This window comes from Pseudovibrio sp. Alg231-02 (genome assembly GCF_900143565.1).
Classification (GTDB): domain Bacteria; phylum Pseudomonadota; class Alphaproteobacteria; order Rhizobiales; family Stappiaceae; genus Pseudovibrio.
Genome location: NZ_FREX01000003.1, coordinates 128,462 through 141,353 on the forward strand (window position 1 = coordinate 128,462; position 12,892 = coordinate 141,353).

A 12,892-nucleotide genomic window follows, 5' to 3' on the forward strand; every position below is an offset into this window, starting at 1 on the left:
ACCCGTTATGCCAGGAATGGTTCCAGCCACACTTCGCCGTCGTGCAGGAGTGATAGCCACTACCACCGCTTTTACCAGCTTCCTCATTCCCGCCGCTTCTGCTGTTGATCTGAACCAGCGTACCGATCTCAGTGACGGGGATAAAGCGAAAGTCAGCCGGGTTTTGAAGGCACCGACTGATTTCTCTAAAGCTGAAAATTTTGAGTTGATGCAAGCGGGAAAAACAACGACCCGGAAGCCTCTCAATCGCGCTGTCTTTACCTACCCAAGTGCCAACCTCCCTTTCGAGCAGCATCAGGACTTCCGTCTGGGTGAGAGCCTGTTCCAGAAATTCTGGGTGTCGACCCCGAGTTCTACGCGCGCCTCTGATGGTCTTGGCCCTCTGTTTAATGCCCGCGCCTGCGAAAGCTGTCACCCGAAAGCAGGGCGCGGTCGCCCGCCGGTTGATGACGAACGCCCAGTTTCCATCTTCATGCGCCTCTCAGTTGCCCCTTCCACGCCGGAAGAGCGGGCTCTGATTGAGAGCGGTGAAGTGCCTCTCCTTCCCGAGCCGACCTATGGTGGCCAGCTGCAGAACTTTGGCGTGCCGGGCGTGCCCGGAGAAGGTGAGATGAAGATCACCTATGAAGAGATCAAGATTGATCTTTCTGAAGGTGAGACTGCCTCTTTACGCAAGCCGACCTACACCATTGAGAATCTGGCTTATGGACCGATGTCTGAACATGCGCTGATTTCGGCTCGTGTTGCGCCGCCAATGATTGGCCTTGGCCTGCTGGAAGCGATTGCAGACACTGACATCACCTCTCAAGCTGATCCGGAGGATGCTGACGGTGATGGCATTTCTGGCCGTGTAAGCTGGGTGAACCCTGCTGACCCTGACACCAAGCAGGTTGGCCGCTTTGGCTGGAAAGCCTTGAACGCGACCGTGCAATCTCAATCTGCTGGCGCATTTGCAGGCGATATCGGCATTTCGACACCGTATGACCTGCGCAATTATGGAGACTGCACCGAAGCTCAGACTGCGTGCTTTGAGCAAGCACATGGCGAGCAGGCGCATCTTGGTGTTTCAGAAGCGCCTGACCCGGTTCTGGACCTTGTGGTGTTCTATTCTCAAAACCTTGCCGTGCCAGCGCGTCGTGATGCAAATGACGCCCAAGTACTTGCTGGTAAAAAGGTATTTTACGAGACAGGTTGCGTAAGCTGCCATACGCCCAAATATGTCACCAGCCGCACAGCTGAAAACCCGGAGCATCAGTTCCAGCTGATCTGGCCTTATACAGACCTGCTGTTGCACGATATGGGCGAAGGTTTGTCTGATGGTCGCCCAACAGGTTCTGCCAGCGGAAAGGAATGGAAAACACCGCCACTTTGGGGTATTGGATTGACTGAAACTGTCAATAATCACAGGTTCTTCCTGCACGACGGACGTGCCCGCGGCCTGCTGGAAGCTGTGCTGTGGCATGGTGGCGAAGCGGAAGCCGCCAAAACCCGTGTGGTTGAAATGCCTGCTAAGGATCGAGCCAATCTGATCCGGTTCCTGGAGTCTCTTTGATGCGGTTTAAGCGCGCTGTCACGCTCTCTCTGGCTGTTGCCTCGGCAATCGTTGTCTCTGCGCCCTCTTTTGCGGCAGATACCACTGACTATGCTCAGTTCCCACGCTCCAGCGTAGAGCACTATATTCGCCCGGCGACCAAACAGCTTGCCAGCGCGCTGACCGACCTTGAGAAACGGACTGGGGATTTGTGCACCAGTTCCACGACTGAAAGCACCACGGCCTTTAACGAGGCTTTCAGCAAATCCGTTGCTGCACTCGCTGGCGTTGACTTTTTACGCTATGGGCCGATGGCGCAGGACAACCTTGCTCAGCGCCTCGCCTTTTTGCCGGACAGTCGCGGTGTGGTGCGGCGCCAGATCAATAAGGTGGTTGCCAAGCAGGACCCTACTGTTCGCGACCCCGCTTCCCTTTCTGTCAAAAGCGTTGCCTTGCAAGGGCTGACTGCTCTTGAGCGCATCTCTTACGCCAGCGATGGCACTTTGACGCTTGGTTCTGGCAAGGACGCTGTTTACCTTTGCGATTATGCCGAGAGCATCAGCATCAATCTGGTTGGTGCCGGATTGGAACTTGAAGCCGAATGGGCTGACCCTGACGGTTTTTCCAAAGTGCTTCTGGAGCCAACCAAAGGTGGCGGTGTGGTGCACACCCACAAAGAAGCTGCGGAGATGGTGTTCAATGCCATCACTACGGGTCTGATTGTCGACAAAGACCAATATCTGCTTGTTGTGCTTGGCAAGACTGAGAAGAAGGCCAATCCGAAGAAAGCTCCATTTGCCCGCAGCGGTAATGCTGTCACCTACCTTTCAGCCAGCCTTGCGGGTTTGCAAGGCGCTTTGAATGCAGGTGGCTACGCAAAGGTGCTGGAAGACGAGCAGGACTGGGTGGAAAGCTCGCTGAACTTTGAATTTTCCAATGCGCAGCGTGTGCTTGCTAACCTGCCAAAACCACTTCAGGACACTGGCAAAGAGCCAGAGGTGCGCGAGCAACTGCGTTATCTCATCACCATTATCGATGGCATCAAGGTGGTGATGGCAGAAGACCTTGCTGGCTATGTCGGCCTTGCAGGAGGCTTTAATGCGCTTGATGGCGACTAAGCCCCTTGCTCTGAGCAGACGGCAGTTTCTAACAGGTCTGGCAGCCTCCGGCATCGCTTTGAGCACAAGCAACACGCTGGCTTTTGCCAATGGCCTGCCTTTTGCGGAGGCCGAAGACCTGCAACTGTTCGCCAGCGCACTACGCACACCAACGGGCAGCTACGCTCTGGCGGTGTTCAGCGAAGATGGCGAAATCCTTTATCAAACGCCCCTGCCAGACCGTGGTCATGCCATTTCCTTTGACCGCAACACCATGCGCCTGCTCTCCTTCGCACGCCGCCCCGAGACCTTCGCCGTGCTTGCAGACCTGACCGGTGCGCGAGAGCCGGTTGTTTTCACATCTCCTGAAGACCGCCATTTCTATGGCCACGGGGTGTTCTCCCCCGATGGCCGTCTCGCCTATGCGCCGGAAAATGACTTTGCCAACGTGCGCGGTGTCATCGGCGTCTATGATGTTTCCGGCGACCAGCCAAAGCGGATCGGCGAGTTCGAGAGCTATGGCGTTGGTCCGCATGATTTGCTGATGTCTCCTGACGGCTCTCAGCTCGTGGTTGCCAATGGCGGGATTGAAACACACCCGGACATGGGCCGCGAAAAGCTGAATCTGGACACGATGAAGCCGAATGTGACCTTCATTGACACCGCAACAGGTGATTTGCTTGCTAAGCAGGCCCTGGGTTCTGATTTGCACCAGCTCTCCCTGCGCCACATGAGCTTTGATGGCAATGGTGATGTGTGGGTTGGCGGGCAGTTTCAGGGTGCGAAGGATGCAACGCCTCCGCTGATGGTGCATCTGGGGCTTGATAAGGCCGCTACAGCTCTGGAGATGCCTCTGGAGCTTACCAAGGGCCTGCAGAACTATGTTGGCAGCGTGGAGATGAACCGCTCCGGCGACGTGATTGCAGCCTCCTGCCCGCGTGGCGGTAAAATCCTGTACTGGGATGTGGCGCAGCGGTCCTTCATCGGTTTCCACCAGGTTGCAGATGGCTGTGGTGTGGCTCCGCTGGACGAGGAAAGCTTTGCGATTACTGACGGAAACGGTGCCATCAGCTTTAGTGGAACCGAGGATGGTGTGGCCCAGATTATCAGCCAGAGCGCTGGCGTCAGCTGGGATAACCACCTGACACCACTGGGTATCTTGCGGGAGGGTTAGGCTCTCCCCGCGCCTTTCCACATTTTCGAGGGTTGTTGTAATTGGCGCATTGCAGCGCGGCTTAGGATCGGGTAAAGACTACAACACCTCAAGGGCACCTACGCCCGACACAGGCACCCGTAGCTCAGTTGGATAGAGCGCTGCCCTCCGAAGGCAGAGGCCATAGGTTCGAATCCTATCGGGTGCACCATATTTTTCAATGATTTAGATAGACTTGCGTGACTGTGGATTTCATCAAAGGAACCACATAGTAACCACGCACAGGTAGCTCATGTGATTTAGTAACTCACCAAATAGGATCAATCGTCCTCTAAATTTTTGGTAGGTTGAGACCAGCCGCCTTCGGGCGGTTTACGATATTCTTCATCTTGTTGAACTCAGTTCCATAAGATTTTTTTATGCCCACGCTATGAGCAAACTCCTTACCCGTCACATGTTCTAGCTCTTCAGCATACTTAAGTGACTGAAGATGTATCTCCGCAGCTCTGCCTCCTTCAGGAGCCGCATCAATGGCTTGCCGGATTGTGTTAAAGATCTTGGATTTATCAGCCATATCTAATGCCTCAACATTCCATTGATGAAAACGAATAGGACACTCTGAAAGAATGATAAATTTCATTCTCAGAGCATCATAACGTTTCATTTTGCAACTAACTGCAAAATACTCATCCGAATTAAAGCCTAGATTTCTCTACGATGAACCGTTTCAATAAAGCAGAGGCTTATCGGCGCCTCAAATCACAAAATTTGCGTATTTATACTCTGGTCTGGACGGTAACAATTAAATCGAAGCTGAGTGGAATTCATTTATATTCAGAATTCATATGTCCCTTGTCCTGAGAGGCTTCTCAGGATGTTGTAGTGCGCGTCTAATATGTTAATGGAAAGTTAAATCTTGATTTAAAGTCATTTCGTTTATTAGGGGGCAAACATGCTGGAGATCACTCAAGAGGCACGCGCTGAAGAGACAGATTGCGGCGTTTCATTCCAAGTGACAATCTCTAGCGTCGTAAATTATGCGAGTTGGCAGAACTCGGTTCCCCTCCTCTCCATGGTTGAACTGCATAACTCAGCAGAACACGCTCAGAACAATCTTACGCTAGAGCTAAGCTTCACTCCGTCATTCGCAAAGGCCAAGAGCTGGAAGATTGATCGCTTACCTGCAGACGAGACACTCAGCCTTTCAAATCTTGAGGTGACTTTAGACCCAGATTACCTGCAAGGACTGGATGAGGCGGAAAAAGGTGTCGCAGTTTTCCATCTGCGCAATGCTGAAGGGGAACTTGTCGCCGAGCACAGAAAAGAATTGCGGTTATTAGCTCGCGACGAATGGGGCGGCTTTGCAGGCATGGCAAGCATTGCAGCTGCGTTTGTCATGCCAAACGATCCTGCTATCGCTCAGGTTCAGCGAGATGCCGGGGAAGTTCTCGTAAAATATGGATACTCGCCCGCCCTGGACGGATACCAAAGCAAAGACCCGAAAAGAGTTTACATGCTGGGTGCTGCGCTCTGGTCTGCTGTGGCTGGTATGGGCTTAATGTATGCAGAGCCGCCCAAAAGTTTTGAAGTTCACGGACAGAAAGTTCGGCGTCCTTCTACTATTCGAGAACAGGGGCTTGCCACTTGCTTTGACAGCACACTCTTTTTTGCATCTGCCTTAGAAGCCATTGGCTTAAATCCTGTCGTTCTCATCATCGAGGGGCATAGTTATTGCGGTTTCTGGCTGAGAGAGACAACACTTCCGTCCCTTATTGAACAAGATCCGACTGAGATCAGAAAAGCGCTTGCTGCACGCGAACTTATTGTGTTCGAAACAACAGGTATTACCCGCCGTCCGGCAGACCAGTTTGATAAAGCGATTGCGATTGCTAAAAGTTACACGAACGAAGAAAACGAAGCGGGTTTTATTGGCGCGATTGATATAGCACGCGCCAGAGCTTCTCAAATTCGTCCTATGGCGTCACACCAAGCTGCATCTTCAGAAAACCACGCTGAAGCGCCAGAGTTTGAGGCGACTACTCTACCTCTGCCTAAAGCACCTAGCTTTGATGCGCTCCCTACGGATGAAGCTGAAGAATCTCCACGTACTCCAAAGGATCGAATCGCACGCTGGCAGAATAAACTGCTTGATCTGTCGTTGAGAAACCGGCTTTTGAATTTTAAGTCCACCAAACAAACAGTTCCATTTTTGTGCACAGACGTTCCGCTTCTGGAGGATCGCCTCGCTGAGCGGAAGAAAATTCGGGTTATTTCGCTGCCAGAAGAGAACCCTCATGGGGAGCGCGATGAAGATCTGCATCTCAAAAAGACCGGGCAAGATCTGGATGAAGAGTTTGCAGCTCAAGCAATTGCAAGAAACGAGCTTCCTTCCACTTTAGAGAAACGAGAGCTGGATAAGCGGCTGACAGAGCTTTTCAGGCGCGCAAAGAACGATCTGAACGAGGGCGGCTCCAACACCTTGTTCCTTGCAGTCGGCTTCCTGCGTTGGAAGAAGTCAGCTGATGACGAAAAGGCCTACAAAGCTCCGCTCCTGCTTATCCCAGTGAAGCTCACACGTAAGAGCGCTGCATCTCGCTTCAATTTGGAGCACCATGAAGACGAAGTGCGTTTTAACGCAACTCTGATGGAGTTTCTCAAGAAGGATTACAATCTTTCTCTTCCACCATTCGACGCAAAACTGCCAACTGATGAGAGTGGCATTGACGTTCCTTACGTATTTGAGATGGTTCGAAAAGCGGTACGTGACGTGCCGGGCTTTGAAGTTGTTGATGAGACGGCCCTCTCAACCTTCTCTTTTGCCAAGTTCCTTATGTGGAAGGACCTCGTTGAGCGTACTGATGATCTGCGTAAGAACCGGGTCGTAAGGCACTTAATTGATAACCCAGACAAGGCATTTGAACCGGGTGTTTCAACGGCTTTTCCATCTGAGCGCGATATCGATGTAAAATACGACCCGAAAGACATCATCACTCCGCTCCCTGCGGACTCATCTCAACTAAGCGCTGTCATGGCTGCGGTGGAAGGTCAGGATTTCATCCTTGTCGGCCCTCCCGGTACTGGCAAAAGCCAAACCATCACAAACATGATCGCTCAATGCTTGGCTAACAACAAAAGTGTTTTGTTTGTCGCTGAAAAGACTGCTGCACTGGACGTTGTTTATCGTCGCTTGCGAGAACATGGGTTAGGCGAGTTCTGCTTAGAGCTGCATTCAAACAAAGCTGAACGAAAGCAGTTTTTGGAGCAACTTAAGACTTCGTGGGAGCAAGGTTCAAAGCCAGACACTGGCGAATGGGTGCGCATCAACGAGCAGCTCAAAGTTCGCCGAGATCACCTCAACGATTATATTACTGCCCTTCACACGCCTTCAGCATGCGGACTTACTGTATTTGATGCTCTGGGGTTGGCTGTAAAACATGCCAATGAATACGTTCCTAAGCTCAACTGGGACAACAACAGGACCATTGGAAAGGAAACGCTTGCACAGCTGCAGGACACCGTAAGCGAAATCGCTAGCGTGCACCGCGAAGTGCAACCAATCCCTGCTCTTAATCTTATTAAGCACCAAGATTGGTCTGTACGCTGGCAAAATGACTTACTGGATGTAATCTCAGAAACTTCGAATGTGACATCCAAATTTCTGGAGCAGTTAGACGCCTTCAACCAACTTGTTGATTTCAAGACAACGGCACAACTTAGTCTGCAGGATATAGAAGATATTTGCTCATTTTCAGAGCTCGTTCTGTCAACTCAGGACACTCAGTTGCGTGTCGTGTTCGAAGAGCATTTTGATGAAATCAAGACATCGGCATCCAAATTTGTCCATCAATTAGATACCTTCAACCAACTTGTTGATTTCAAAGCAAGTGACACCCTCATCTTGCAGAAAATTGAAGAAATTTGTTCGCTGGCTGAGCTAATTCAATCTACTCAGAGCATGAAATTGGATAGGGTATCTGAGGAGCGCTTCGACGAACTCAAAACGTCTGTATCCAGCTTTCTCCATCAATTGATTGCCTTCAATCGTCTTGCTAATTTCAAAGCAAACGGCACCCACAGCTTGCAGGATATTGAGGAAATTTGCTCGCTGGCTGAGCTAATTCAATCAACTCAGAAAACACAGTTAGGTGTGGTGTTTGAAGAGCGATTTGATGAGATCAAAGCATCTGTATCCAATTTTCTCCATCAGTTGGATTACTTCAATCAGCTTACTGATTTCAAAGCAAGTGACACTCTCGGGCTGCAGGATATTGAGGAAATTTGCTCGCTGGCTGAGCTAATTCAGTCAACTCAAGAAACGCAGCTAGGTGTTGTATTTGAAGAGCGATTTGATGACATTAAATCGTCTGCTCAAAAGTTAGAAAAAGACATAATCCAATTTAAGAAAGCAGAAACACAACTAAATGCGTCGTATGATGAAGCAACAATCCTGCGATTACCAATGGATTCATTGGATCACAATTGGCGTGAAGCTTGTTCAAAAATGTGGCCGTTTTCTGCCTTTGCAAAAGGCAAAATTAGAAAACTGTTACAGACCTACACGCAAAGTGGCACCGCAAGTCCCGAAACCGAAATTTCTCAGCTGCGAGAGATGCAAGATGCGTTGAACTCGATTCAAGAGCAAACTGATCAGCGCTTTTATCCTAAATGGGACGGAACACAGACAGAAACTGAAAAGCTGCGCTCTTACTTTGATTTAGCTGAGAAAGTCAAAGCTGTTCTCGCTCACATCAATCATCATAGTAATGCTACGATCTTCAAGAACGAGCAATTCCGATCTTGCTTAGAAAATGGAGAAGTTGGTCATCCATTACGATTGCAATCCCAAAAGCTACTCGAAGCAAAAGATCATTTTCACGTTAAATTTGCCCAACTCTGCGAGTTTACAAATTCACTCAGAAACCAAGGTGATAGGCGCTCCCTACCTAAATGGGAAGCTGCACAAGCAGATATCGACCAACTCCGCTCTTACTTAGGCTTGGCTTACGAAAGCACAAAGGCCATCCGACATATCAATCACCTTAGCAACGCAACAGTCTTCAAAAACGAAGAACTCCGCTCCAGCCTGTCTGAGGGAAGAGCTGATGATCCACTACGCTTGCAGGCAGCAAAGTTGATTGGAGCTGCAAAGCTCTTCCGAGATGGATTGGGCCGTTTTTGCCGCGCAGCAGGTTCTAGCAAAGATCATTTTGAAGGGACTGCAATCTTACACAGATTGCAGGATGATCTCCAAGTCTTAACCGACAATTCAAAGCAACTTCAAGTCTGGACCGAATGGCAGAAAGTCAAAACAACTGCTGAAAATCAAAACCTTACGCCATTCATTGAAGCTGCTGAGAACCAACTCATCCCTCATGAGGACTTAGAAAAGCGTTTTACTGTCGCCTTCGCAAACTGGTGGCTTCCTGAAGCGATTGATAACACTCCTGTTCTTCGCAGCTTCAAGCGCTTCAAGCATGAGGAAATGTTACAGCAATTCCGAAAGCTTGATGATCAAGTGCGGGCTACTGCGGCATACAAAGTGCAATCTGCCCTAAACCATAAGCTGCCTTCACAGCATGCCGTTCCAAAAAGCTCCGAACTTGGAACGCTTCGCCACCAAATGAACCTGAAGCGGCCAAGCAAGTCTATTCGTGACGTTATTTCGGCAATGCCTGGAACATTTAGTAAGCTGGCTCCCTGCCTTCTAATGTCTCCTCTGTCAATTTCGCAGTATCTTCCTGCGGGCCAATCACAGTTTGATGTGGTAATTTTCGATGAGGCTTCCCAGATCACGACTTGGGATGCTGTTGGAGCAATCGCACGTGGTACGCAAACTATCATTGTGGGTGACCCTAAGCAGCTGCCTCCAACCAATTTCTTTGGCCGCTCAGAACAAGATGATGATGAAGAGCTAGAAGCCTACGAGAAGGATCTGGAAAGCATCCTTGAAGAGGCGAAAGCCTCTGGTTTGCCTAACTTACAGCTGAATTGGCACTACCGCAGTCGTCACGAGTCTCTCATCGCATTCTCCAACTGGCACTACTACGATAACAGGTTGATTACATTCCCATCACCTGTCGTGGCAGACCGTGCTGTGAAACTCGTTCACACGCCAGATGCAATCTATGACCGAGGCAAGAGCAGAACTAATAAGCTAGAAGCCCAAAACATCGTCAAAGAAGCTGTTAAACGCCTGCGTAAGTGGATTGATCTGCCGGAAGAAGATCGTCCTACACTTGGTGTAATAACCTTCAACCAACAGCAACAAAGTTTGATTCAGGACTTGTTTGACGCTGAGTTGCGTAATCATCCTGACTTGGAATGGTTCTTTGCTGACGAACGCATTGAACCTGTCATCGTTCGCAACCTTGAAAACGTTCAAGGTGATGAACGCGATGTTATGATGTTCTCGATTACGTTTGCCCCCGACATTGCAGGCAAAATGTCCATGTCGTTTGGTGCGATCAACAAAGATGGCGGTGAACGCAGACTAAACGTTGCAGTAACCCGCGCACGCGAAGAACTACTCATTTTCAGTACAGTTACGGCAGATGCTATTGATACATCTCGGACAAAAGCCCTTGGCGTAAAGCATCTTAAGGAGTTTCTGAGCTTTGCTGAAAAAGGCACAATTGCGCTAGCAGCTTCAGACGATGGTTCTGTGGGAGGCTATGATAGCCCATTCGAAGAAGCTGTCTCCGAAGCACTCCAGATGCGAGGCTGGACAATTGTTCCGCAAGTCGGGGTGTCAGGCTTCAGAGTCGATTTAGGCATTGTACACCCAGATAAACCGGGAGCGTTTATTGCCGGTGTAGAATGCGATGGAGCAACATACCATAGTTCAGCAACCGCACGGGATCGCGATAAAGTACGCGAGCAGGTACTGCGCAATCTCGGTTGGGAAATCCTTCGTATTTGGTCTCCTGATTGGTGGTACGACTCTCAACATGTAGCAGACGAGATTCACCACAAACTGCGAGATCTGTTAGTCGATAGCCGCGCCGCAGATAAATTGAAGGCAGAGCAAGCAGCAGAGGCTGAAAAGCTTGAAGAAGAGCGCTTGGCTTTTGAAGCTCAACTTGATGAAAGCATTCCGGACACCTCTCTTGAAGAGGTCAAGGAAACGACACAGGTTGATAGGATTGAGCCACTACAGAGCACTCCATTGCACGGCAATCACTCTGTAACTTCAGCATCAAATGCACCTTCACCAACATCAAAGCCGTATGAGTGGACAGACCTTTCTGGCCTTGCGCCGGATCCAGACAAATTTCATGACGCTGACTATGCTCCAACACTGTTGGAGATGATCAGAAAAATTGTATCGGATGAAGGACCAATCAAAGATACAGCATTGGCGCAGCGCATTACCAAAGCACATGGTTGGAGTAGAACTGGTGCTGTGTTGCGGCGTGAAATTGAGAAGCACTTTGCGAACTTTGACCTTCACGAGGAAACATCAGGTACCTTCGTTTGGGAAAAAGATAGCAAAACGCAACTCATCGGCTTCAGGCCAGCAGTGAACAAAGATTACAGGCGTTCTGTAACGGATATTCCAATTGCTGAAATCGCTGGTCTCATTGATGAGCAGCCGCACTTGCTTAGCGAAGAGGACCCAGTTAATGCCATCGCCCGAACAATGGGTTATGACCGCGTCGCTGCAGCCATTAGGGCAAGAGTAGCCGAAGCAATCGAGTACTTTCGAGCACACTCTGGGTAACTAAGCACAAGAGATCAAATCAATGGGCGGATCTATTCCTGCCCATTGAAAACCAAACTACGTTTGATTTGATTGCCAATTATGTGCTTGCGCGCCTTTTTGCAAAAGGAATGCAACACGACGCGCAATTTCAAGCTCTGACATCTTCTTTCCATGAATATCAAGCCCGGTTACTTATGCTTGCAGGACACCCCCGTCCTTGCCAGTGACTTCGCTTTTTATCTTTTGACCATAGCGAGAAGGGAAATGCTTCTCTGCAATCCACTGCGCGTTTGTATGCGCAAGCGCGAACGTTGAACGTTTTCTGCATTGAAAACCGCTGTGGTTTCACTTCGATTGATGCGCTCCATCCAGTCATTGCGAGCATCATCCGCAATCTCCAACATCTCATCAACAAGGCTGTTAGCAGCAAAACGGCGAGCTGCCTCATAGGCCTGCCTAAATTCTGGATAGCTTTTAAGGCAAATATATCTCCTAATTCCGCTCTACAAAGTTTGTTAAGTCAAACCGGCTGCTGGATTTTTTGTTTTGTGAACTCGGAGAGGCGATTCACGAAGGTTCCCAGGTCTTGTTGGAGAGTGATGAAGTTTGGGTATTTTTCGAGTGTTACTTCGCTCATGTAGAGGCCGCGGCTGACTTCGATCTGGAGGGAGTGCCAGCCTTGTTGGGGGCGGCCTGTGTGAATGACCAGTTCTGCGCCTTTGTAGGGATCATTGATCTTCACTTCATAGCCAAGGTTTGTGAGGATTTCCCAAGCTGTGTAGATGTATTCGCGGTCGCAGGTAGTGCCATCCCGATCGCTGAGGGTGATATCTGGCCGCTTTTCGCCTGCTCCAGTTTCGTGCATGACGGTGGAGACCGCCTGCATGCTGTGGCAGTCCAGATGATAGGCCACACCGAAGCGGGCGTGGGCATGTTCCATGAGGCGGGTGAGTGCATCGTAGTAGGGCGCGTAATAGGCATCTATGCGGTTCTCGATCTCCGCAACGCTCAGTTCACGGTCATAAAGCGGACCGCTGGTGGGTGGGGCTTCTGTCCAGATGAGGCCTTTGCCGAGGTCACTGCGGAAATCGGGCTTTGCTGCTCGTGTCCAGCCTTTGATAGTGGCCGGATCAATGTTGTCTGCGCGGCGGTTTGGGTCGATGTAGATGCGAGGAAAGAGCGCCTCGAGGTAGGTTCCGCCAGTTTCAGCCGCCTTTTCAAAGAGTTCGTGGACGTATCTGTCCTCTGCACATTTGTAGCGGCTGGCGGGTACGCAAGGGCGGAAGTCCGCCGGGTAGATCTCTCCTGAATGAGGAGAGTCCACCACCAGCGGGTTGGTCAGTTCTGCGGGTCGATGGATGTTCAGCACGTTTTCGATGGATTGGGGCAATGTGTTTCTCTCAAATATT

At 50.1% G+C, this 12,892-nt stretch carries 7 protein-coding genes and 1 tRNA gene; 5 read left to right on the top strand and 3 right to left on the bottom strand.

All coding sequences use genetic code 11. The features are described from left to right. Positions 1 to 7 precede the first annotated feature (7 nt). The 4 genes from DHN43_RS10145 to DHN43_RS10160 all read left to right on the top strand — a co-directional run bounded on the left by DHN43_RS10145 (position 8) and on the right by DHN43_RS10160 (position 3,992). Positions 8 to 1,552 (top strand): di-heme oxidoreductase family protein, encoded by a 1,545-nt coding sequence (locus DHN43_RS10145; RefSeq protein ID WP_108818523.1) that lies wholly within the window; start codon positions 8 to 10, stop codon positions 1,550 to 1,552. Continuing rightward, the gene (locus DHN43_RS10150) at positions 1,552 to 2,649 is read left to right on the top strand and encodes an imelysin family protein (protein WP_108818524.1); all 1,098 of its coding nucleotides are present in this window, start codon (positions 1,552 to 1,554) and stop codon (positions 2,647 to 2,649) included. Before DHN43_RS10145 ends, DHN43_RS10150 begins: the two co-directional genes overlap by 1 nt. Then, positions 2,639 to 3,802, top strand: a complete 1,164-nt coding sequence (locus DHN43_RS10155) for a DUF1513 domain-containing protein (RefSeq protein WP_108818740.1) — start codon at positions 2,639 to 2,641, stop codon at positions 3,800 to 3,802. The genes DHN43_RS10150 and DHN43_RS10155 overlap by 11 nt, the downstream gene beginning before the upstream one ends. A gap of 113 nt (positions 3,803 to 3,915) precedes the next feature. Continuing rightward, positions 3,916 to 3,992, top strand: a tRNA-Arg gene (locus DHN43_RS10160). Positions 3,993 to 4,112: 120 nt separating this feature from the next. Here the strand turns inward: DHN43_RS10160 and DHN43_RS10165 are convergent. Then, complete coding sequence (locus DHN43_RS10165; protein ID WP_199914798.1) at positions 4,113 to 4,445, bottom strand: HTH-like domain-containing protein; 333 nt, start codon at positions 4,443 to 4,445, stop codon at positions 4,113 to 4,115. 288 nt (positions 4,446 to 4,733) lie between these two features. On the opposite strand from DHN43_RS10165, the gene DHN43_RS10170 reads away from it, so the two are divergent. Further along, positions 4,734 to 11,501: a DUF3320 domain-containing protein gene (locus tag DHN43_RS10170; RefSeq protein WP_108818526.1), complete on the top strand. Its 6,768-nt coding sequence runs from the start codon at positions 4,734 to 4,736 to the stop codon at positions 11,499 to 11,501. A gap of 218 nt (positions 11,502 to 11,719) precedes the next feature. Here DHN43_RS10170 and DHN43_RS27630 read toward each other — a convergent pair whose 3' ends face one another. After that, positions 11,720 to 11,980, bottom strand: a complete 261-nt coding sequence (locus DHN43_RS27630; RefSeq protein ID WP_373456191.1) for a hypothetical protein — start codon at positions 11,978 to 11,980, stop codon at positions 11,720 to 11,722. 23 nt (positions 11,981 to 12,003) lie between these two features. After that, on the bottom strand, positions 12,004 to 12,873 hold the full coding sequence (locus DHN43_RS10175) for an N-formylglutamate amidohydrolase (protein ID WP_208995171.1): 870 nt from the start codon (positions 12,871 to 12,873) through the stop codon (positions 12,004 to 12,006). Positions 12,874 to 12,892 lie beyond the last annotated feature (19 nt).